Genomic DNA, 21,246 nt, shown 5'->3' with positions numbered 1-21,246 from the left:
TCACTTGCGTGACTGCGTGACTGCGTGACTGCGTGACTGCGTGACTGCGTGACCGAGTGTTATTAACTGTGATCCTAAATTAAGTGGGTATGTTTAAAAAGCCTCCGGATATAAACCAAGGACTGCCTGCAAGAGTCTGGTACATAACGTGCTGCCAGCTATTCAGACGGCCGGAATATTTGTCTCTTTCTTCCAACAGATAACTTTCTACCGCCTTTGTGCCGCCGCGGAGGGATAATTTCTCTAAGTATTCCCGTAGTAGGATCATATCATCATTAGCATTTGAGACATAAGAAATGCCTAGTTTAATGGCATCGAAGTGGCGCCCTACACGTTGGCAGTCGATTGGTGTCCAATGTGCAGGTGGCGCAACAAAAAATAGGAGCGTTGGCGGTCCGCCTGTATCTAGGTTACCAAATATCCATTGTTGAGAAGTGAAATCATCGTAGTAGGGATGAAGCGTCTGTTGTCCTGCATTTTTGGGGTATTTTGCTTTTTTAGCATTGTTGCAAAAGTCGCAAGCCGGTACGAGATTGGGAGGAAATACTGCAAGGTATGGGTATTTAGATTTGGGAAGATGGTGGTCCAAGACCGTAACGGTTCCGATTCCACATAGCGGGCATTTGCTGTTCGCGGTACTATTTCTCAAAGCATTGTAATAGCGTCGAGCTGCGCCATTTACGGCGCTCATCTGTTCACTATAAAGACTTTCCAACTCTTTTTTTGTGACAGACCCAAGTTCAGTCATTCGCGGCAAGTTGTATAGTGTTGAAGAACTTGCTTCAGCGTGATATATTTTGCCCCATGCATCCAACGCAGGTTGTATCGATTTTAGACGTGTCGCTAGCGCAACGTCCTTCACTCCGCTAATGCAGTCAGATAGTACAATCGGGCCGGACAAATTGGGAAATTGGACTGTTCGCATCAGTCGTCTTCGCCGTCCGACTGCGGTGGAATTAAACTTAGCGCGCGCGCGAGACCTCTACCTTCAGCACCAAGCTGGTCCCTAAAATAGCTCAAAATTGATATATAATCTCGACCAATAGCCGCATCTGAAATAAGCTTGTGGAATCCCGTCTGAGTTACTTCAAGGCCGAAAACCTCGCGAGTGAGGACACCGACGTTCTCGCCGAATGTCTCGATCTCTGGCCTATCAGCGCGAGCTTCCCATCCCGCTCGATCTAACTTCCAAACACATTGCCGGGGAACCTCTTGCAATACTACAGGCGAATGTGTGGCAACGATGGCTACGCCATTGCGATTGATGAGGAGATCAGAAAGCGCTCGAACGAATGCCGCTAAAAGAGGCGGGTGGAGATGGCACTCAGGTTCGTCGATAAGAACAAGGGAGCGCTCTTCAACGAATTCGACGAGGCGTGTAATGGAAAACAACACAACAGCGTGTCCAGAACTCAAATTCCGAAAAATAAACCGAGCGTAGGCATCAACTACGTCTTCAGGCTGGTCAGCCAAGGAAGACACATTCGTTTCCGCGAACAAAGGGTCGCCCTCTAGGGTCTTTAGTGCGCGCTTCCATCTCTCCCTGCGCACGCCCACTCGGCAAACCTTTAGAGATGCCGCAAACTCTTCCGTTAGTTGATTTATAGATTTAATGTGTAGAGTATCTTCGGAGTCATCAATTCCCTTGCGGACTTCAACCAAGCCCACATAAGCATACCTCTTTGATGATTTTCCTTCAGCAATAATAGGTCCTTTGCTATCAAAAGCACTAAACGACACGGTGACTAGGCCTGCAAAACCTGGATCGCCATTTTCCGGGCTAATGGCAAATGGACTGGAGGGCGCCATGTTTTTTAAAATGCCCGTTGGTTGGTCGCTGACAAGGGCCGGGACGCCTAAGAATGTCCTTGCTAAAAAATCAAAACATCGAGTTTTGCCAACGCCATTTCTACCAATGATAACGTGTATATTGCTGGCGGGAATTTGGGCTGGTATAACCAGGAAGCTTAACACCGGCGGAGGCGTAAGTGCTTTCGAGCTTTCGGGGAAATGGTAGACAAAACTATAACCTGTTAGTTGTGCTTGGCCGGTTGCCAGCCTATGGAGTCTTGTCTTAACTCTGTTGAGTTCAATGTCCCGGAGTAATGAATTGCTCATAACTGGCTCTGAGTGAAACCTGTCCAGTCTGAGAGTGGCATAGGCACAGTCGCGAATTGCCTCTAAGTAAGCTTTTCTGAGATCGTCGCCCAAAGAAATCAACGTCTCATAGTAATTCTCAGACTGTCCAATTGAAAAATAGGAGTCGTCTAATTCTCGAAATTCATCCGGCAAGTTTGTCGATGGGTTTGCAGCCGACATGCCTTTTTGACCAATTTTTACTGATCCCAATTGCACTCTTTGGCCATTAGGTAAGACTACTAGGACCGAATACATTGTCTCCCACAGGAACCAGTCGTTCCAGTTGTCTTTGAATAGCACGATGATCGGCTCGTTTTCAGGTTGGGGAAAATTTCCAACTACGAACTTCAATTTATTCCCCTTATAGAACTAACGTTTCTTGATGAAGATATGCTGCCACTAGTTGCCACCCACCTGCAATAGATTTATTTTAGTGGTACAACCGGTGAGCCACACACTCCAATCATATGGGTGAAGGGGGCACGCCCCCTTCCTCGCAGGTGCACAAAAATAATCCACACCGCGCTATGGCCTTTTGGGCGGGATTCGGTTATACCCCGCGCAATTCAGACAAATACACCCCGTCGGCCTCTCTCGCTGAGAGGCTTTTGTGCGTTTAAAGGCCCGTTATGAACCTACGTAATATCGCGATCATCGCCCACGTCGACCACGGCAAGACCACTCTTGTCGACCAATTGCTCGCTCAGTCCGGCGTGTTCCGCGCCAATGAAGCCACCACCGAGCGCGCCATGGATTCCAACGACCAGGAGCGCGAGCGCGGCATCACCATCCTGGCCAAGTGCACCTCGGTGTTGTGGCACGGCAAGGCCGGCGACACGCGCATCAATATCATCGACACGCCGGGCCACGCCGACTTCGGCGGTGAAGTCGAACGCATCCTGGGGATGGTCGACGGCTGCGTGCTGTTGGTCGACGCCGAAGAAGGCGTCATGCCGCAAACCAAGTTCGTGCTGGGCAAGGCGTTGAAGCTGGGCCTGCGTCCGATCCTGTGCCTGAACAAGGTCGACCGTCCGCACGCCGATCCCGATCGCGTCCACAATGAAGCCTTCGACCTGTTCGCCTCGATGGGCGCGACGGACGAACAGCTCGATTTCCCGCACATCTATGCGTCGGGCAAGAACGGCTGGGCGACCCTGGATATGGACAAGCCCAATGACACCCTGGCGCCTTTGTTCGACCTGATCGTCGAGCACGTGCATGAGCCCAAGGCCGTCAAGCGCGTTGACGAGCCCTTCCAGATGCTGTCCGTGCTGATCGAAAACGATCCGTTCCTCGGCCGTCTGCTGACCGGCGAGATCGCTTCGGGCAAGGCCGTTCCGGGCCTGGCCATCAAGGCTTTGGACCGTAACGGTAATGAAATCGAGCGCGGCCGCATCACCAAGGTGCTGGCGTTCCGCGGCTTGAAGCGCCAGCCGGTCGATTCGGCCGAAGCCGGCGATATTGTCGCCATCGCAGGTCTGAGCAAGGCGACCGTGGCCGATACGCTTTGCGACATGAGCCTGACCGAAGCCTTGCCGGCGCAACCGATCGATCCGCCGACCATCTCCATGACCGTGTCGGTCAACGATTCGCCCCTGGCCGGCCGTGAAGGCACCAAGGTGCAGTCGCGCGTGATCCGCGAGCGTCTGCTGCGCGAAGCCGAGTCGAACGTGGCTATCCGCGTCACCGAAACGGCCGAGAAGGACGCTTATGAAGTGGCCGGCCGCGGTGAACTGCAGCTGGGCGTGTTGATCGAAAACATGCGCCGCGAAGGTTTTGAAGTCGCGATTTCGCGTCCGCGCGTGGTCTTCCAGACCGATCCGGAAACCGGCGAAAAGCTGGAGCCGATCGAAGACGTCATGATCGATGTCGACGACGACTATACCGGTATCGTGATCGAAAAGCTGTCGGCGCGTAAGGCTGAATTGAAGGACATGGGGCCTTCGGGCGCCGGCAAGACGCGCATTACCTTGAAGTCGCCGTCGCGTTCGCTGATCGGTTATCAGGGCGAGTTCCTGACCGATACGCGCGGTTCGGGCGTGTTGAACCGCGTGTTCTCGCACTATGAGCCGTACAAGGGTCTGATCGATCAGAACCGCAAGGGCGTGCTGGTCTCCAATGGCGACGGCGAGACCTCGGCGTTCGCGTTGTGGAAGCTGGAAGAACGCGGCACCATGTTCGTCGGCGGCAATGAGAAGACCTATATGGGCATGATCATCGGCGAAAATTCGCGCCATGACGACCTTGACGTCAATCCGATGAAGACCAAGCAGCTGACCAATATCCGCGCTTCGGGTACGGACGAAGCGATTCGCTTGACGCCGCCGCGCCGTCCGACCCTGGAACAGGCGATTGCCTATATCGATGACGATGAATTGGTCGAAGTGACGCCGAAGAGCATCCGTCTTCGCAAAAAGGAACTCAATCCCTCCTTCCGCAAGAAGCGCGTCAAGGTCGACGCCTAAGAAAAAAAGAACGGCTCCGGTGACGGGGCCGTTTTTTTGTGGCGATCTGGCGGATGGAAAACGCATAAGCGGTGCCCTATTACCCAAGGCCCGCCTCTGCTTTAATTCCTGAAAACGTAACAAAATCAATTGCATCATGATGCTCATRCAGCGCCTTGACTACTGCATAGCGCACCCCATTCCGTCTCTACGAAATGTTACCCCGGCCGGCGCTTGCGGGCGGGCTTCCTCGCCGGTGGGGGCGGGGCTGTGACGATGACTTTCGCCACCATTTGCGGGTGCAACGAGCAGAAATATTCGTAAGTCCCGGGGGCGGTGAAGACATAGCTGTAGCTGTCATCGGTATCGAGGGCGGCCGAGCGGAACAGCTTGTTCTTTTCGACGACCGTATGCGGGACTTGGTCGCGATTGACCCAGGTGACCTTGCTGCCGGCGGTGACCGTAACCACCATGAACATGAAGTTCTTGATCTCGATGGTCTGGTCTTGCGCGTGGGCTATGCCGGTCGAAGCGAAAAAGAGGGCGAGGGCGATAAGCAGTTTTTTCATAAGGTTTCTCAAGAGGATAGGGTGGTATCGGTAAAGGCGAGAGCTTTTGTGCCGGGGACGACGCGGATGTCGGACAGGCCGAGATAGCTGCGCAATTGGTCCCGCGGGACCAGCAGCGGACCGGGCGAAGGGGCGGCGCCGGGCTGGGGTTGCGGGTAGGCCGTGCCACGCGCCGTGTGGAAGGTGATATTGCCTTCGACCTTCTGGATGATCTGATGGATATGGCCATTGAGCACAGTCACCGAGCCGTAGGGGCGCAGCATCTTGATGGCCAGTTCTGCGTCGGACGTCCCCCATCCCCACGGTGCATAGATATCCCACAACGGAATATGGGCGAAGACGACGATGGGGGTGCTGGACGACACGGCGCGCAGGTCGTCGGCCAGCCAGGTCAGCTGGTCGGCGCCGAGCGTGGCCTCCTGACCCGGCTTGAAGTCGAAGACATTGACCAGGGCGATGAAATGGACGCCGTGGTCGTCGAAACTGTACCAGCCATTGCCCTTGGTGCCCTTGCCGTAGCGGTCGAGATAGGCGCGGCCTCCGCCTTCGTCCAAGGTGTCGTGCTCGCCGGGGACATAGTGGACGCTTCCTAAGTCTCCCAATACTTGCGCGGCGGTGTCGAACTCGTCCGGGCGCGACAAATGGGTGATGTCGCCGGTATGGAGGATGAGCGACGGCCTGGTCGGCAGGGCGAGGATACGGGCCTTGGCCTCATTCAGGGTTTTGAGCGGCTCGGGGTTGGCGGCCTTGTCGAAGCCGATATGGCTGTCGGAGATCTGGACGAAATGGAAGCCTGAAGCGGGGAGGGCGGCATCATCCATGGCGAAGGCCTTGGGGATGCCGCCGGCCATGGCCCAGACCACGCCGGTGCCGGCCCAGGCCGAACAGTGAAGAAGATGTCGTCGTGAAAGCTGAGTGTCCATGGCAGGCTCCGGTTGGGACGCGCGCCCAATGCGGCACGCCCCAGGGAAACCTCACGGACCGGCGGCTTATTCCCGGAAATCGTGCGGCAAAATATTTTTTGCATCGGCGGGAATAAACTGCTCTTTAGCAAGGTTCTTAAAGGGTACGCCGCATGAAACCCGGGTTATGAGCCACGATTTTGAACGCCTGATGCTACCGCATCTGGACGCGGCCTATCGCCTGGCCGTGGGGCTGACGCGCGACGATGCGGCGGCCCAGGATATCGTGCAGGACAGCTATGTCCGCGCGATGCGCGCGTGGTGGCGGTATACGCCGGGGCATGAAAAGGCGTGGCTGCTGACGATCGTGCGGCGGCGGGCGCTGACCTGGTTGAAGGCCAGCCGGCGGCATGCGGGTGTCGAGCTGGACGACGAGACCTTGTCGCCCGACGACCTGGGGCGGATGAGCTATGCGCCCGAGCAGGAGGCGGCTGTGATCGCAGGGCAAACGACCGCGGTTGTGCGCGATGCGGTCCGGCGCTTGCCAGAGGCCTTTCGCGAAGTCATTATCCTCAAGGCGTTCGAAGACATGGCCTATAAGGATATAGCGCGGGTGACCGGGGTGCCGGTCGGTACGGTCATGTCGCGGTTGTCGCGGGCACGGGAGATGTTGCGGGTGATGTTGACGGAAAATGGGCATGGATAATTGCGAGACATTCCGCACCTGGGCATCGGCCAGGCATGACGGCGAATTGCCGCTGCGCCAGGAACTGGCCCTGGCCGGGCATCTGGAAGGGTGCGCCGATTGCCGAGCCTTTACGGCGTCTTTGGAGGCGGTGAATGAGCGTTTGCAGCAGCCGGATATGGCGGAGGCGGCGCCGGTGGGGTTGGCGACACGTGTCCGGGCGACTGTGGCGGCGGCGCGCAAACCAAGGTTTTATCTGACATTTTGGGGGCGGTGGCTGGCCATACCGGCGGCGACGGCGGCGGCTTTGTTGGTGGTTGTGGTCTTGATGCCGACCGCCAATGACGCGCGCTTCGCAGACCATGTTCACGCCGTGGCCAGCCAGCATACCACCGAGATCGTGGCGACCGATGTCGCGGCGTTGAAACCATGGTTTGTCCAAAAGGTAGCCTATGCGCCGCCGGTCTTGCCGGCCGCCGAAGTCGGCTGCGAGCTGATGGGCGGCCGGATCGCCGATATCGCTGACAAGAAGACGGCAGCCGTAGCCTATAGCTGCGGCGGGCACCTGGTCACGGTCTATGTCGAACCGTCGGCCAAGGGCGTAAAGGCCCCTGTGGCGACGGCGCGCGACGGTTACCATATGGTGTCGTGGCGGGGGCCGAAACTGGCATGCCAGGCTGTGTCGGATCTAGATCAGGCGCAGCTTTTGCGGCTGGCCCGGTTCATTCAGGCGCATGCGTGAGGCCGCCCAAACTGGCACCTGAAAATTTCTGTTTGACATTTATCCACAGTTGGAACAAAATGAGAACATCAGATAAAGGATGTTCCGATGTTCGATACGCAAACCCAGAGCTGGACGTGCCCGCCGCAAGTTAAGGACCTGCCGCGCGACACCGAAATCCATGTCACCTGCCGCAGCTGCGGGAAGGCGTGGGGCGAGAGTGTGCGTCAGCTATGCGAGACGCACCGGATGGGCGTCGAATATGTCGACCTGCTGGAATGGAAGTATCGCTGTGTGGACGAATCGTGCGGCGGCATGGTGCGGTTCGCCATCGAAGGCGTGACGGTTGTCAACGAAGCGCCGGCGGCCGTGGCTGTGCCCGTGCGGGCGAAACCGATGCGCACCGCCCAGGTCCTGCCCTATCCGATCAAGGCTGTGGTCAAGCCGCGGACTTATGCGCCGCCGATGATTCCGGCGTCGCGGCGGCAATTGTCGCTACCTTTGCAGGCGCGGGGGCATTAACACTTCCACATTGAGCCTTTAGGTCTTGTGGCGGTATTGTGGCCAGGAAGTGCGCATTTTTCGGCGCAATATTGCAAGAATGGTAAAGAGCTCAACATGCGAATCCCTAAGTTCCCGACCTTAGTCTTAGGTGCCCTGACCATCGCCCCGGCCCTCGCCTTACCGCAGTGGCTGGGTTATCTGGCAAGCCATCGTCCGCACACGACGGGTATCGGCAGCGATTTCGTCGTGCCCCGCGCCAGCCATGGCATCACCTATTTCATCTCCGAACAAGACCGCTTGATTGCGCTCGGCCTCTCTCTGTGGCTGGTGGCCTCGCTCGTCCTGCTGGTCTTCTTTATCGGCAGCAGCTTCCGCCGGCCCTTGATGCGCATGCTGCGCCCGCCGCGCGACATGCGCGTCGTGAAGGAGCCGCACGACACGACGGACGCGCACGCTTAGCGGCATCTTCGGCGGTATTATTTCAAAGCTGCGCAGGCCGCGCGGGCGCCGGCATTGCCGATCGGCTGACTGGCATAATCGTCGGGCATGTCGTGGATGATCACCGACGAACCGTCTTCGTCCATCAGATAGGGCCGGGCATCGACCTTGGTGGCCGTGACCAAGGACGAATAGAGCTCGACCGTCGCCGTGCCGTCGGCCGCGACGAACAGGTTGGGCAAATCGCCGGCATCGTTGGCGTCCTTATTCATCAGGCCGTGGATCACCGGTGTCATGCTGTGAACATGGCCGCCGGCGCTGGCGAACTTGTCGTCGTTGCAGGCACCTTTTTCATGAAAATGCATGCCGTGCCAACCGGGTGTCAGGCCCTTGGCTTCGACCCGCAGGAAGACGCCGTTGGGCGCCACGGCCACGGTGACCGTGCCGCGTTCACCGCCGTCCGGTGCAGTCAGGGCGCCTTTCAGGGGCGCCGGCGCGGTTGAGGATTGTTCCTGAGCCAGGGCCGGGGCGGCGGTCACGGCCAAGGCGGCCAGGGCAAGGCGGATCATGGGGAGGCTCCCTTTTATGTTGCCTGACGCTACGCAAGAACCATGACCATGCCATGGCGCGAAAATAAGGAAGTCATAAGAGTTAAAACTGCGGAGCGAAGCTATCGGGGCTAGCGCGTTTCCATTCGCGCGCCAGTTTGTCCTCGACATCGCCGGTCAGAAGCGCCCCGCGTGTGACATGCGGATAGGCAACGTCGCCGCGGACGACCTCGCCAGTGGTCGATCGGACATGGATATGCCACGGCCGCAAATCGGACGGGTGGCTGAGGCCGGCGGCACCGATGACCTGGCCGATGGCGTTTAAGGTATTGCGGTGATAGTTGGCGACGCGCGGCGCCTTGTCTTCGACCACCAGGGCGCGTTGCCGGCCCTTGTCCTGGGTGGTGACGCCCGTCGGGCACTTGTTGGTGTGGCAGGCGCGCGCCTGGACGCAACCCAGGCTAAACATGAAGGCGCGGGCCTGCATGACATAGTCGGCGCCCAAGGCATGGATGCGGCAGAAATCGAAGGCCGTCACCACCTTGCCCGACGCGCCCAAAACCAGGTCGTCGCGCAGGCCGGCACCGGTCAGGGCGTTGTGGACGAAGCTTAGGCCCTCGATCAAAGGCAGGCCGACATGATCGCTCAATTCCATCGGCGCGGCGCCCGTACCGCCTTCGCCGCCGTCGACCGTAATGAAGTCCGGCACGATGCCGGTTTTCAGCATGGCTTTCAAAAGGGCAAGAAATTCAAAGCGGTGGCCGACGCACAGCTTGATGCCGACAGGCTTACCGCCAGACAGTTCCCGCAAGGTAGAAATGAAGTGCATCATTTCCGAAGGTGTCGAAAAGGCTGAATGGCGCGCCGGCGAGACACAGTCTTTCGTATTGTCGATCAGGCGCGTGCGGGCGATTTCCGGCGTGATTTTGGCCTTGGGCAGGACGCCGCCGTGGCCGGGCTTGGCGCCCTGGCTGAGCTTGAGCTCGATCATCTTGACCTGGGGCTCGCGAGCGGTTTTGGCGAACAGGTCGGGATCGAACTTGCCGTCGGCCGTGCGGCAGCCGAAATAGCCGGTGGCGACCTGCCAGATGATGTCGCCACCGCCCTGACGGTGATAGTCGCTGATCGAGCCTTCGCCGGTGTCCTGGGCGAAATTGCCCATGCGGGCGCCGTTGTTCAAAGCCAGGATGGCGTTCATGCCGATGGCGCCGAAGCTCATGCCCGAGATGTTGAGGATCGAGGCGTTATAGGGTTGGGTACAGGCCTTGCCGCCGATGGTGACGCGGAAGTCGGAACTGGTAATTTCCGACGGCATGATCGAATGCGACACCCAGCCATAGCCGACGGCATTGACGTCCATGACCGTGCCGAACGGCCGCATATCGGATTCGTTCTTGGCGCGTTGGTAGACGATGGCGCGTTGATCGCGCGAGAAGGGCAGGGGATCGCGTTCGTCTTCGATAAGGTATTGGCGGATCTCCGGACGAATATATTCGAAGATGTAGCGGAAATGGCCCATCAGCGGGTAGTTGCGCAGGATCGAATGGTGGGTTTGGATCAGGTCCCAGATACCGAGCGCGGTCAGGGGGGCCAATACGATCAGGGCCAGGTAAAAATCCGGATGCACCCAAAGGCCAAGAACGGCCGCGATGACGGTCAGGATAATGACGACTTGAAGGGTGAAGAAACGCGACATGATCCGACTCCGGTTTCGCCTGTGGATACCACCTTTGGCGGGCGGTGCAACGCACATGACAATTAATTCATGTGCCAGCCGTTGCAGCGGCTACGACTTGCGCATAGGCTCGTGAATTCTTTGTGGCTTGCCGAAGGTTTATCATGCTCGATCGCCGTTTTATCTTGAGTTCGCTGGCGGCTTTATTGGGGGCGACAGCCACGGACGCCTTGGCGAAGGCCAGGAAAAAAGCGCCGGCCAAGAAGTCAGGAAAAGCGAGCAAGAGCAGCAAGAAGGGCAAAAAGGGCAAGCCGTCGAAGAAGACCAAGCCGGTCAGGCACGCGCCGCCGGCACCGCCGCCTCCGCCCCCGCCGCCCCCCGTGCCGGATCAGACGGACCCCGACGTGAAGGCGGCCTTAACGTCGGCCTTCGAGACCGTTCTCAACGACCTGCTGGCCGCGTCGCCGCTGCTGACGACGTCGCTCGGCATGGACCGGGGAAATTTCGCCGGGCAAAAGTCGCGCGTCGACGACCGCAGCGCCGCCGGCTTGAACGCCAACGCGGCGCGGCTGCGCAAGGCGGTTGGACTGTTGCAGGCCATTCCAAGGGCGCGACTGTCCTATGCCGACCGCACCGATTACGACACGGTCCTTTGGGATCAGTCGATCCAGCTGGAAGGGGCGCAGATCTGGACTTTCGGCGACAATGCCACCCCGATGAATACGGCCTTCTATGCCGATACACCCTATGTCGTCAGTCAGCTCACCGGGCTGTGGTGCGTTATGCCGGACTTCCTCGACAGCCAGCACGTCGTCGCCAATAAGGCCGACGCCGACGCCTATATTGCGCGGTTGGACGGCTTTGCCGCCGGCCTCGATCAGGAAACGGCGCGGCTGAACCAGGACGCGGCGCGCGGCATCCTGCCGCCCGATTTCATCCTGCAAGGCGCCATCGACGGTCTGACCAAGCTGCGCGACCTCGATCCGGCGCAAAGCACGTTGATCAACTCGATCGACACGCGTACGACCAAGCTGGCTATTCCCGGTGACTGGAAGGCGCAAGCCGAGGCCCGGGTGACGGGGCCGTTGAAGGACGCCTTGACGCGACAGATCGAGGCCTTGACGGTCTTGAAAGAGCGCGCCACCCACGACGCCGGCGTGTTGAATCTTCCCAATGGCGCGGCCTATTATGCCTATACCGCGCGGATGGGGACCTCGGTCGACATGACGCCGAAGGATATCCATACGCTGGGCCTGCAAAAGGTTTCGGATATCAATATCGAGCTGGATGCGCGGCTGCGGACCTTGAACCGTACCCAGGGTACGACCGGCGAGCGCATGCACGCGCTCTATACCGATCCGACGCAACTCTATCCTAATGACGAGGCCGGCAAGGCGCAGTTGTTGACCGATCTGAACGCCAAGGTCGCCAAGGTGTTCGCGCGGCTGCCGGGCTATTTCGGTACCTTGCCGAAGACCAAGGTGGTCATCAAGCGCATCCCCGAGGCCATCGAGGCCGGCCAGCCGGGCGGTTATTATCAGCCGGCGGCCCTGGATGGTTCGCGGCCCGGGACCTATTATATCAATCTGCGCGACACGGCCGAAACGCCGAAATTCCTGTTGTCGACCCTGACCTATCATGAGGCGATCCCGGGGCACCATATGCAGATTTCGTTGCAGCAGGAGGCGTCGATTCCCATGCTGCGCAAGGTGTCGAGCTACAATGCCTATGTCGAGGGCTGGGCCTTGTATGCCGAGCAACTGGCCAGCGAAATGGGCATGTACGACAATGATCCGTTCGGCCGCATCGGCTATTTGCACGACGCCCTGTTCCGCGCTGTGCGCCTGGTGGTCGATACCGGCATGCACAGCCTGGGTTGGAGCCGCGAACAGGCGGTCGCCTATATGGTCGACAAGACGGGCGACGTCGAATCGGCCGCCGCGACTGAGATCGAGCGTTATTGCGCGTGGCCGGGCCAGGCGCTCGGTTACATGGTCGGCAAGCTGACCTGGCTGAAGATCCGCGACGCCATGAAGGCCAAGGCCGGGGCGTCGTTCGACATCAAAAAGTTCCACGATACGGGACTGCTGTCGGGCTCGGTGCCTTTGGCCGTGCTCGAAAACATCTATGAAGACCGCAATTTGACCTAACGAAGAAACGGAAAATGCCATGATGAACCGACGTATGTTGCTGGCCGGCGCCAGCGCCCTGACCGTTAGCGGCCTGACCGCCTGCACGCCGCCGAAGCCCGCGGGGCCGGATCCCAAGCTGGCGGCCCTGTTACAGTCGATCTATGACGAGCAGTTGGAGAATTCGCCCGGTTTGGCGACGTCGCTGGGGCTCGACAAGGGTAAGTTGGCCGGGTTGAAGTCGAAGCTGGATCCCTCGACGCCGGAAGAACGCGCCCGTGTTACGGCGTTTTACGACAAGTCGGTGACGGCCTTGAAAGGAATCGACCGTTCGAAGCTGACCGGCATGGACCGCATCAATTACGACACCGTGCTGTGGGATTTCGACAATACGTTGAAGGGATATAAGAGCTATCAGTTTGGCGACGGCGGCACCTATTGGGGGCCGTATCCGTTGACGCAACTGACCGGCGCCTATCAATCGATCCCGGATTTCCTCGATTCGCAGCACAGTATCGAAACCAAGGACGATGCCGACGCCTATATGTCACGCCTGGCCGATTACGCCGTCGTACTCGACCAGGAGACGGAACGCTTCAAGCAGAGCATCGCGGCCGGAATCGTACCGCCGGACTTTGCCTTGCAAAAGGCGTTAGCGCAGATGAAGACGCAGGCCGGGACGCCGTCGACCAAGTCGACTCTGGTCATGTCGGTGACCGATCGCGCCAAGGCCAAGGGGATTGCCGGCGATTGGCAGGCGGCGGCGACCAAGGTTTACGAAGGTCCGGTGCTGGATGCCTTGAAGCGGCAGATGGCGGCGGTTGAAGCAGCCTTGCCGAAGGCGACGCATGATGCCGGCATCTGGCATATTCCGGGCGGTGACGCGCGCTATGCCTATAGCGTCAAGGCCAATACCTCGACCGACTATACGCCGGACGAGGTGCATCAGATCGGCATGGACAAGGTCAAGGAGATCAATGCCGAGCTGGAAAAGATCCTGTCGGCCCAGGGCATGACCAAGGGCACGACCGGCGAACGCATGGCGGCGATGAGCAAGGACCCGAAGTTCATCTATCCCAATACGGACGCCGGCAAGGCCAAGCTGCTGGCCGATCTCAATGCCCAGATCGACGTGGTGTTTGCGAAACTGCCGCAGTTCTTTGGTGTCTTGCCGACGTCGAAGGTGACGGTGAAGCGCGTGCCGGTGGCGACGGAATTGGGCGCGCCGGGCGGTTATTATCAGGGCGCGTCGCTGGATGGTTCGCGTCCGGGCGCCTATTATATCAATTTGCGCGACACGGCCGAAGTGCCGAGCTGGACCTTGCCAACCCTGACCTATCACGAGGCGATTCCCGGTCACCATATGCAGATTTCGATCCAGCAGGAGAACAAGAACCTGCCGGAATTGCGCAAGATTTCCGGGTTCAATTCCTATGTCGAGGGCTGGGCTTTGTATGCCGAGCAACTGGCCGGGACGGATATGGGGATGTACGACAACGATCCGTTCGGTAAGGTGGGGTATCTGCATGACGCCATGTTCCGTGCCTGCCGGTTGGTGGTCGATACGGGGATGCACAGCAAGAAGTGGTCGCGTGAACAAGCCATGCAGTTCATGGAGACCTATACGGGCGATCTGAACGAGACCGAGATCGAGCGTTACTGCGTGTGGCCGGGCCAGGCGCTGGGTTATATGGTCGGCAAGATCAAGTGGCTGGATCTGCGCGCCAAGATGACGGCGAAGCAGGGGAGCGCGTTCGATATCAAAAAGTTCCACGATACGGGCTTGCTGGCGGGGGCTGTGCCCTTGGCAGTGTTGGAGCAGGTGTATGCGGATGCGGGGTTGATTTAGCAAGGGGGCATGCCCTTGACCCGAAACTGACGCTCTCAAACGCCGGTTCACGCTGACATCGGCACGGTTTTCGGTTGGTCATCGTGTTTGGGGTCAAGGGGGCTCGCCCCCTTGTCCTCCTACCTAAGTAAAAAGGCGCCCTTGCGAGGCGCCTTTTCCATGACAGGACCGGACGGTGTGGTTGGTGAAGGGCTACGCCCGGCCGAGTCAATCTTTTAGAGCGACTCGTCGCCTTCATTGGCGTCGGGTTCGGGGGCGCCCAGCAGTTCTTCGGCCAGGACGACCGCCTTGTTGCGGATGCCCTTTTCGATTTCGTCGCACATGGCGGGATTGGCCTTGAGGAAGTCGCGGGCATTGTCGCGGCCCTGACCGATACGGGTCGAGTTGTAGGAGTACCAGGAGCCCGACTTTTCGACGAGGCCGGCCTTGACGCCGAGATCAATGATTTCACCGATCTTGGAGATGCCTTGTCCGTAGAGGATGTCGAATTCGACTTCGCGGAAGGGCGGGGCGATCTTGTTCTTGACAACCTTGACCTTGACATTGTTGCCGATGACTTCGTCGCGGACCTTGATCGAGCCGGTGCGGCGGATGTCGAGGCGGACCGAGGCGTAGAATTTCAGCGCATTGCCGCCGGTCGTGGTTTCGGGCGAGCCATACATGACGCCGATCTTCATGCGGATCTGGTTGATGAAGATAACTAGGCATTTCGACTTCGAGATCGAGCCGGTCAGCTTGCGCAGGGCCTGGCTCATCAGGCGGGCTTGCAGGCCGGGCAGGCTGTCGCCCATGTCGCCTTCGATTTCGGCGCGCGGGGTGAGGGCGGCGACAGAGTCGATGACGATGATGTCGACGGCGCCGGAACGCACCAGGGTATCGGTGATTTCAAGGGCCTGTTCGCCGGTGTCGGGCTGCGAGACCAGGAGGTCGTCGAGATTGACGCCGAGCTTTTGGGCATAGGAGGCGTCCAGCGCGTGTTCGGCGTCGACGAAGGCAGCCGTGCCGCCCAGCTTCTGAATTTCGGCAACGGTGTGCAGGGCGAGAGTCGTCTTACCCGACGATTCCGGACCGTAGATTTCGACGACGCGGCCTTTCGGCAGACCGCCGATGCCGAGCGCCATGTCGAGGCCCAGCGAGCCGGTCGAGACGGATTCGATATCCGCCACCTTGCCGCCGTGGCCGAGCTTCATCACCGAGCCCTTGCCGAAAGCGCGGTCGATCTGCGCCAGCGCCGCTTCGAGGGCGCGTTGTTTTTCCGAGTCGTTCTTGCCTACCAATTTCAATACCGCCTGAGATGACATAACCAATTTCCCTTCTATGTCACGATTCCCGCTGCCGGGCTGTTAAATGCAATCGCGTTTGACGAACTACTACGTACCCCATTTGTTCCATGTTCGCAATATGTTCACGTGAACATTTGTGAACTATTTTTCAAGCAGCTGATTTGAAATAACAAATTATGGTCTTTGCGGCGGCGCGTTCGCCCTCTATATACGAGCGATATTCCACACCATCGGAGCGGTTTTTCCGTCTTATCCATGCCTTCCTTGAACCAGATTCGTCAGACCTTCCTCGACTACTTTGCCAAGCATGATCATGAGGTGGTGAGCTCCTCATCCCTGGTGCCGCAGAACGATCCGACTCTGATGTTCACCAATGCGGGCATGGTGCAGTTCAAGAACGTGTTCACCGGTGCGGAAACGCGGCCGTACAAGCGCGCGACGACGTCGCAGAAGGTGGTGCGGGCCGGCGGCAAGCACAACGATCTCGACAATGTCGGCTATACGGCGCGGCACCATACCTTCTTCGAAATGCTGGGGAATTTCTCGTTTGGCGACTATTTCAAGGCCGACGCTATCGAGTTCGCCTGGAATTTGATGACCAAGGATTACGGGCTAGACAAGAATCGCCTGATGGCGACCGTCTATATCGACGACGACGAGGCGTTCGAACTGTGGAAGAAGATCGCCGGCCTGCCCGAATCGAAGATCGCCCGCATCGCCGGATCGGACAATTTCTGGTCGATGGGCGATACCGGGCCATGCGGGCCGTGTACCGAAATTTTCTATGATCACGGCGACCATATCTGGGGCGGTCCTCCGGGGACGCCGGAGGAGGACGGCGATCGTTTCGTCGAAATCTGGAACCTGGTCTTCATGCAGTTCGACCAGCAGCCGGACGGCACGCGGTTGAACCTGCCCAAGCCGTCGATCGATACCGGCATGGGCTTGGAGCGCGTCGCCGCGGTGTTGCAGGGCGTGCATAATAATTACGATATCGACCTGTTCAAAAACCTGATCCAGGCCAGTGTCGACGCTACGGGCGTGGCGGCCGAGGGCGACAATCTGCCGTCGCACCGGGTGATCGCCGACCATCTGCGCTCGTCGTCCTTCCTGATCGCCGATGGGGTTACGCCGTCGAACGAAGGGCGTGGCTATGTGTTGCGGCGGATCATGCGTCGGGCCATGCGCCATGCCTACCTGTTGGGGGCGCAGGAGCCGTTATTGCATCGCTTGGCGCCGACTTTGGTGGCCGAGATGGGCGATCATTATGGCGAGCTGCGCCGCGCCGAGGCCAGTATTGTCGATACGCTGCGCCAGGAAGAAGAACGTTTCCGCCGGACCCTGGGCCGCGGCATGACCTTGCTGGACGAGGCGACGCAAGGCCTGAAAGCGGGCGACGTCATGGACGGCCGCACCGCGTTCAAGCTTTACGACACCTATGGCTTCCCGCTCGATCTGACCCAGGACGCCGTGCGCGCCAAGGGCTTGACGGTCGATACGGCCGGCTATGAAGCCGCCATGGAAGAGCAACGCGGCATGGGCCGGGAGAACTGGGCCGGATCCGGTGAAAAGGCGACGGCCGCCGAATGGTTCACTATCAAGGACGCCGTCGGCGCCTCGGATTTCGTCGGTTATGACCATCTCAATGCCCAGGCCCACGTCCAGGCGATTGTCCGCGACGGTGGTAGCGCCGACGACGCCATGGCCGGCGATACGGTAGAGATCGTGTTCGAGAAGACGCCCTTCTATCCGGAAGGCGGCGGCCAGGCCGGCGATACCGGCGAGGCCGAGTTCCTGCACGGCAAGGGCAAGGTGCTGGATACGCACCGTCAGGCCGGCGAGCTGATCGTTCATCGTGTTGAAATCACCGAGGGCAAGGTCAAGGTCGGCGACAAGGCGGAGCTGCGCGTCGATGGCCATAAGCGCCAGACGACGCGGGCCAATCACTCGGCGGCGCACCTGATGCACGCGGCCTTGAAGCATGTCTTGGGGCCGCATGTGGCGCAGAAGGGGCAGTTGGTCGATGCCGACCGCATGCGCTTCGACTTCAGCCACGGCGCGCCTTTGACGGATGACGAGATCAAGCGCATCGAGGCCGAGGTTAATGCGGTTATCCTGCAGAACGAAGCGGCTTCGACCAAGCTGATGTCGCCGGAAAAGGCGATCGAAGCGGGCGCTGTCGCCTTGTTCGGTGAAAAGTACGGCGAAGAGGTGCGGGTTTTGGCGCTCGGCCACGCATTGGACGGCGAGGGCGACTATTCGGTCGAACTGTGCGGCGGTACCCACGTCGGGCGGACCGGCGATATCGCTTTGTTCAAGATCATTTCCGAAGGCGGGGTTGCCGCCGGCATTCGCCGTATCGAAGCCTACACCGGTGAATCGGCGCGGCAATATCTGCTGGAACAGGCCGGTGTCGCGACATCGCTGGCCGATCAGTTCAAGGTGCCGGTCAGCCAGGTCGAGGCCCGGGTCGAAGCCTTGATCAATGACCGCAAGCGGTTGGAAAAGGAACTGTCCGAAGCCAAGCGCGCTTTGGCGGTCGGCGGTGGCGGCGGGGCTTCGGGTCCGGAAGACATCAATGGCGTCAAGGTGATCGCGCGCGTGTTGGATGGCGTTGGCGGCAAGGATCTGCGGCCTTTAACCGAGGACTTCAAGAAGCWGGTCGGCAGCGGCATTGTCGCCCTGGTCGGCAAGTTGGATGGCAAGGCGGCGATTACGGTGTCGGTGTCGCCGGACCTGGTTGGCCGGTTTAACGCGGCTGATCTGGCTAAGGCGGCTGTGATCGCCATGGGCGGTCAGGGCGCCGGCGGTAAACCGGACTTTGCCCAGGGCGGTGCTCCGGACGACAGCAAGGCCGATGAGGGCATTGCCGCGGTTAAGGCGTTGATTGGGTAGATTTATTGACGGCTGTGTTCGTGGCAGGGCTTGATAAGGTTTTTGTCCACAGATAAGCCAGATAAGCACAGATTTCTGGGCAATTTCTTAGTGCCGCAGGCTATTTTAGGCGCGAAGCGCCATCTGGCCTTATCTGGCTTATCTGTGGATTTAACACCTGTTACTCGCTGTCGGCCATGCAGATGGCGGACATCTTGTTGCCGACCGGGTCGCGGACATAGGCCATATAGATGTTGGGGCCGTAGGCCTCGCGAATGCCCGGCGGGCCTTCGCAGGAGCCGCCATTGGCCAGCGCCGCGTCGTGGAAAGCGCGAACCGCGGCGCGTGATGGCGCGGTGAAGCCGATCATGGCGCCGTTGGACGGCTTGGCTTCGTTGCCGTCGAACGGCGGGCCGACCCAAATCGTGCCGGGGCCTGACGGATCGCCACCGAGCGCGAAGCCAGCCATGCCGTCGTCATAGAATTTTTGGTAGCCGAGCGGCGTCAGCACCGCTTCGAAAAATTTTACCGAGGCGTCTTTATCTTTGAAGCCGAATGTTGCGTAACTGATCATGATGTGTCCCTCCCACAGAACGCTGGGACCCTATCATGCAATTTGAACAAATCAAGAACAAAGTGTGCGGATCAGAAACCCGCGGCCGAGGAAGCTGCGGCGACGGCATCGACGCCGACGGTCGGCAGGCCKACATGGACCAGTTGCCAATGGGTGATGCCGTGGCGTTCAAAGGTAAAGGTCGTCGTGCCGTGTTCGGCATCGCTGACCGTCAGGCGGGCGTGCTCCAGGCTGAAAAAGGCGATTTTCGGCATGGGCGGCTTGCCGGCAAAGGTCGCCGGATCGGTTTTATAGGCATCCTTGCCGGCGCCATAGGTCAGGGACAGGATGGCTTTCGGTGTCAGGAAGCTGTTGGCGTCGACGACCGGTGGCGGCGGAGCCTTGGGGGCGCTCGGGTTGACCAGTTCGTCGAAAGCCTTGCCGACCGACTTGGCGACCTTTGAGAAGGCATCGCCGGTGGCGCCGACCGGGTCGTTGAGCGCGCTGGGGGCAGGGGCCGCAATACCGGCGTCGCCGGCGTCGATCTGGGTTTTCAAACTAGTGCGAACGGCGTCGAAATCGATCAGTTTGCTGAGGGAGCCGATGTCCTGGCTCTTACAGGCGCTGCGAATGTCATAAAACGAAATAACCGGCGCGGCGTAGAACAGGCCGCCGCCGCCGATAACCACGATCAAGATCAGGATACTTAAAAGTCTCGACACGCGCTGGCTCCCCCAGGAAAAACTCGTTAACCAATCCTAACACGGTAAATCGGGCTTGTCGCCCCTGACCTCACGCTTCCGTTACAGGTGTGACCTACTTGCCCTGCGAGACTTCGGGATGGGCCTCGAAATAGGCGATGTAGAAGTTGGCGACGTCGGCATCGGAATGGATATTGGGGTGGCCGTTGCAGCCGGTCGATTGCAGGGCGGGCAAGGTAACGCGATCGATATGCGTGTCGCCGCCAGCCTTGATCGCCTTGAAGACATCGTCGGTACCGCCGGTATAGCCTTCCTGACGGCCGGGCGGGGTGGCCAGGACGATCAGGGCGTCGGGATTCTTATTGCGGATCATGCGGACGAAGTCGGTATAGGTCTTGACGTAGTCCGCGCGCAGGTCGGCTTCGGTCTTCCACGGCTCGTCGGGATGCAGCGGCGTCGAAAAGTCGTTGCCGCCGATGCCGATGACGACGGCCTGCGGGTGCCAGGTGAGGTTATCGGGTGTCGGAACGTCGAAGACGGCCCGCGGATAGAGCATCGGCATGCGGTATTTGGGATGCTCGTGGCCGTCATAATTGCGCACCATGCCGAGACCGGAAAAGGCATTGACCTGATAGTCGGCGTTGAAATGCTTGGCGGTTAGCGGGCCGAAACCTTGCTGACTGTCGGTCGTCTCGAAAATTTCATCCTTCGTGCACTGGGTAAAGGCCGAGGTGTTGCCATAACCGACGGTGAGCGAATCGCCGATAAATTCGATCTGACGGGCGTGGCGCACCGCGGGCAGGGCGAATTTTGCATCCGGCACGTAAAATCCGCCGAACACGCCGGGCGCATATTGGGTCTCCGAACGCTTCTCGAGGCGAATCGTATGGTCGCCCGCGCCAAGGTGGTCGAGGTTGATGCTCGTCTTGCCGGGTTTTTTCAGCAGCATGATCGTGCGGCTGTCGACAATGACATTGAAATTGTTGTTGGCGTCGTTGAAGTCGAGACGCACCGTTTCCCCTTTGAAATGCGATTCGAAATAAATCGCCGGCCATTCGTACATCAGGGAGGTCGTTTTCTTGCCGGTGACCTCCAGGGTGCGGCCGCCGACATCCATGGGTAATTGTGTCTCACGCGCACAGCCGGCCAAGGTCAGCAGCGAAATTCCCAGCAATATGACTCGGCGCATGGTCGGCTACCTCTTGTTTTGGATGATGTAAGGCATGTAAGGC

18 protein-coding genes are annotated in these 21,246 nt (G+C 59.2%); 8 read left to right on the top strand and 10 right to left on the bottom strand.

The window, feature by feature from the left end; genetic code table 11:
* Nucleotides 1–79: 79 nt before the first annotated feature.
* Together AC1DX3_RS11980 and AC1DX3_RS11975 are read right to left on the bottom strand one after the other, a co-directional pair.
* Nucleotides 80–925 carry an HNH endonuclease gene (locus AC1DX3_RS11980; RefSeq protein ID WP_476989527.1) on the bottom strand — a complete coding sequence of 282 codons (846 nt, stop codon included), beginning with the start codon at nucleotides 923–925 and terminating at the stop codon, nucleotides 80–82.
* Complete coding sequence (locus AC1DX3_RS11975; protein ID WP_476989526.1) at nucleotides 925–2,490, bottom strand: AAA family ATPase; 1,566 nt, start codon at nucleotides 2,488–2,490, stop codon at nucleotides 925–927. The genes AC1DX3_RS11980 and AC1DX3_RS11975 overlap by 1 nt, the downstream gene beginning before the upstream one ends.
* 278 nt (nucleotides 2,491–2,768) lie before the next feature.
* Between AC1DX3_RS11975 and typA the strand changes: the two genes are divergently transcribed.
* Nucleotides 2,769–4,604 carry a translational GTPase TypA gene (gene typA, locus AC1DX3_RS11970; protein WP_476989525.1) on the top strand — a complete coding sequence of 612 codons (1,836 nt, stop codon included), beginning with the start codon at nucleotides 2,769–2,771 and terminating at the stop codon, nucleotides 4,602–4,604.
* Nucleotides 4,605–4,801: 197 nt separating this feature from the next.
* Here typA and AC1DX3_RS11965 read toward each other — a convergent pair whose 3' ends face one another.
* The gene (locus tag AC1DX3_RS11965; RefSeq protein WP_476989524.1) at nucleotides 4,802–5,152 is read right to left on the bottom strand and encodes a cupredoxin domain-containing protein; all 351 of its coding nucleotides are present in this window, start codon (nucleotides 5,150–5,152) and stop codon (nucleotides 4,802–4,804) included.
* An 8-nt stretch (nucleotides 5,153–5,160) separates the two neighbouring features.
* Nucleotides 5,161–6,075, bottom strand: coding sequence for a metallophosphoesterase family protein (locus tag AC1DX3_RS11960; protein WP_476989523.1), 915 nt, complete (start codon nucleotides 6,073–6,075; stop codon nucleotides 5,161–5,163).
* 166 nt (nucleotides 6,076–6,241) lie between these two features.
* On the opposite strand from AC1DX3_RS11960, the gene AC1DX3_RS11955 reads away from it, so the two are divergent.
* The 4 genes from AC1DX3_RS11955 (at nucleotide 6,242) to AC1DX3_RS11940 (ending at nucleotide 8,423) form a co-directional block, all read left to right on the top strand.
* Complete coding sequence (locus AC1DX3_RS11955; RefSeq protein ID WP_476989522.1) at nucleotides 6,242–6,760, top strand: sigma-70 family RNA polymerase sigma factor; 519 nt, start codon at nucleotides 6,242–6,244, stop codon at nucleotides 6,758–6,760.
* Nucleotides 6,753–7,481, top strand: coding sequence for an anti-sigma factor family protein (locus tag AC1DX3_RS11950; RefSeq protein WP_476989521.1), 729 nt, complete (start codon nucleotides 6,753–6,755; stop codon nucleotides 7,479–7,481). Before AC1DX3_RS11955 ends, AC1DX3_RS11950 begins: the two co-directional genes overlap by 8 nt.
* 87 nt (nucleotides 7,482–7,568) lie before the next feature.
* Nucleotides 7,569–7,982, top strand: coding sequence for a hypothetical protein (locus AC1DX3_RS11945; RefSeq protein ID WP_476989520.1), 414 nt, complete (start codon nucleotides 7,569–7,571; stop codon nucleotides 7,980–7,982).
* A 96-nt stretch (nucleotides 7,983–8,078) separates the two neighbouring features.
* On the top strand, nucleotides 8,079–8,423 hold the full coding sequence (locus AC1DX3_RS11940) for a hypothetical protein (RefSeq protein WP_476989519.1): 345 nt from the start codon (nucleotides 8,079–8,081) through the stop codon (nucleotides 8,421–8,423).
* Between the two features lie 17 nt (nucleotides 8,424–8,440).
* Here the strand turns inward: AC1DX3_RS11940 and sodC are convergent, their stop codons facing one another.
* Together sodC and AC1DX3_RS11930 are read right to left on the bottom strand one after the other, a co-directional pair.
* Nucleotides 8,441–8,971 (bottom strand): superoxide dismutase[Cu-Zn], encoded by a 531-nt coding sequence (gene sodC / locus AC1DX3_RS11935; RefSeq protein WP_476989518.1) that lies wholly within the window; start codon nucleotides 8,969–8,971, stop codon nucleotides 8,441–8,443.
* Nucleotides 8,972–9,053: 82 nt separating this feature from the next.
* A complete protein-coding gene (locus AC1DX3_RS11930) occupies nucleotides 9,054–10,646 on the bottom strand; it encodes an FMN-binding glutamate synthase family protein (RefSeq protein ID WP_476989517.1) in 1,593 nt (530 codons plus the stop codon).
* Between the two features lie 143 nt (nucleotides 10,647–10,789).
* On the opposite strand from AC1DX3_RS11930, the gene AC1DX3_RS11925 reads away from it, so the two are divergent.
* Together AC1DX3_RS11925 and AC1DX3_RS11920 are read left to right on the top strand one after the other, a co-directional pair.
* Nucleotides 10,790–12,775, top strand: a complete 1,986-nt coding sequence (locus AC1DX3_RS11925; protein WP_476989516.1) for a DUF885 domain-containing protein — start codon at nucleotides 10,790–10,792, stop codon at nucleotides 12,773–12,775.
* Nucleotides 12,776–12,794: 19 nt separating this feature from the next.
* Nucleotides 12,795–14,603 carry a DUF885 domain-containing protein gene (locus AC1DX3_RS11920; RefSeq protein ID WP_476989515.1) on the top strand — a complete coding sequence of 603 codons (1,809 nt, stop codon included), beginning with the start codon at nucleotides 12,795–12,797 and terminating at the stop codon, nucleotides 14,601–14,603.
* A 215-nt stretch (nucleotides 14,604–14,818) separates the two neighbouring features.
* Here AC1DX3_RS11920 and recA read toward each other — a convergent pair whose 3' ends face one another.
* A complete protein-coding gene (gene recA, locus AC1DX3_RS11915; RefSeq protein ID WP_476989514.1) occupies nucleotides 14,819–15,904 on the bottom strand; it encodes a recombinase RecA in 1,086 nt (361 codons plus the stop codon).
* 237 nt (nucleotides 15,905–16,141) lie between these two features.
* Here recA and alaS point away from each other — a divergent pair, with 237 nt between their 5' ends.
* Complete coding sequence (alaS, locus tag AC1DX3_RS11910) at nucleotides 16,142–18,781, top strand: alanine--tRNA ligase (RefSeq protein WP_476989513.1); 2,640 nt, start codon at nucleotides 16,142–16,144, stop codon at nucleotides 18,779–18,781.
* 160 nt (nucleotides 18,782–18,941) lie between these two features.
* Here alaS and AC1DX3_RS11905 read toward each other — a convergent pair whose 3' ends face one another.
* The 3 genes from AC1DX3_RS11905 to AC1DX3_RS11895 all read right to left on the bottom strand — a co-directional run bounded on the left by AC1DX3_RS11905 (nucleotide 18,942) and on the right by AC1DX3_RS11895 (nucleotide 21,203).
* Nucleotides 18,942–19,334 carry a VOC family protein gene (locus AC1DX3_RS11905; protein WP_476989512.1) on the bottom strand — a complete coding sequence of 131 codons (393 nt, stop codon included), beginning with the start codon at nucleotides 19,332–19,334 and terminating at the stop codon, nucleotides 18,942–18,944.
* Nucleotides 19,335–19,405: 71 nt separating this feature from the next.
* Nucleotides 19,406–20,035, bottom strand: a complete 630-nt coding sequence (locus tag AC1DX3_RS11900) for a DUF2939 domain-containing protein (protein ID WP_476989511.1) — start codon at nucleotides 20,033–20,035, stop codon at nucleotides 19,406–19,408.
* A 94-nt stretch (nucleotides 20,036–20,129) separates the two neighbouring features.
* Nucleotides 20,130–21,203, bottom strand: coding sequence for an SGNH/GDSL hydrolase family protein (locus AC1DX3_RS11895; RefSeq protein ID WP_476989510.1), 1,074 nt, complete (start codon nucleotides 21,201–21,203; stop codon nucleotides 20,130–20,132).
* Between the last annotated feature and the right edge of the window lie 43 nt (nucleotides 21,204–21,246).

The organism is Asticcacaulis sp. P2_B1 (assembly GCF_056404915.1).
The sequence above is the reverse complement of the archived record's forward strand: the minus strand, read 5'-3'. Positions and strand labels throughout refer to the sequence as shown.

Excerpts from the sequence above, each read along its gene's own strand:
- AC1DX3_RS11955 (WP_476989522.1), top strand. The coding sequence starts at position 6,242 with ATGAGCCACGATTTTGAACGCCTGATGCTACCGCATCTGGACGCGGCC.
- AC1DX3_RS11960 (WP_476989523.1), bottom strand. The coding sequence starts at position 6,075 with ATGGACACTCAGCTTTCACGACGACATCTTCTTCACTGTTCGGCCTGG.
- AC1DX3_RS11945 (WP_476989520.1), top strand. The coding sequence starts at position 7,569 with ATGTTCGATACGCAAACCCAGAGCTGGACGTGCCCGCCGCAAGTTAAG.
- AC1DX3_RS11895 (WP_476989510.1), bottom strand. The coding sequence starts at position 21,203 with ATGCGCCGAGTCATATTGCTGGGAATTTCGCTGCTGACCTTGGCCGGC.
- sodC (WP_476989518.1), bottom strand. The coding sequence starts at position 8,971 with ATGATCCGCCTTGCCCTGGCCGCCTTGGCCGTGACCGCCGCCCCGGCC.
- AC1DX3_RS11920 (WP_476989515.1), top strand. The coding sequence starts at position 12,795 with ATGATGAACCGACGTATGTTGCTGGCCGGCGCCAGCGCCCTGACCGTT.
- AC1DX3_RS11925 (WP_476989516.1), top strand. The coding sequence starts at position 10,790 with ATGCTCGATCGCCGTTTTATCTTGAGTTCGCTGGCGGCTTTATTGGGG.
- typA (WP_476989525.1), top strand. The coding sequence starts at position 2,769 with ATGAACCTACGTAATATCGCGATCATCGCCCACGTCGACCACGGCAAG.
- AC1DX3_RS11980 (WP_476989527.1), bottom strand. The coding sequence starts at position 925 with ATGCGAACAGTCCAATTTCCCAATTTGTCCGGCCCGATTGTACTATCT.
- AC1DX3_RS11965 (WP_476989524.1), bottom strand. The coding sequence starts at position 5,152 with ATGAAAAAACTGCTTATCGCCCTCGCCCTCTTTTTCGCTTCGACCGGC.
- AC1DX3_RS11905 (WP_476989512.1), bottom strand. The coding sequence starts at position 19,334 with ATGATCAGTTACGCAACATTCGGCTTCAAAGATAAAGACGCCTCGGTA.
- AC1DX3_RS11940 (WP_476989519.1), top strand. The coding sequence starts at position 8,079 with ATGCGAATCCCTAAGTTCCCGACCTTAGTCTTAGGTGCCCTGACCATC.
- AC1DX3_RS11930 (WP_476989517.1), bottom strand. The coding sequence starts at position 10,646 with ATGTCGCGTTTCTTCACCCTTCAAGTCGTCATTATCCTGACCGTCATC.
- recA (WP_476989514.1), bottom strand. The coding sequence starts at position 15,904 with ATGTCATCTCAGGCGGTATTGAAATTGGTAGGCAAGAACGACTCGGAA.
- AC1DX3_RS11950 (WP_476989521.1), top strand. The coding sequence starts at position 6,753 with ATGGATAATTGCGAGACATTCCGCACCTGGGCATCGGCCAGGCATGAC.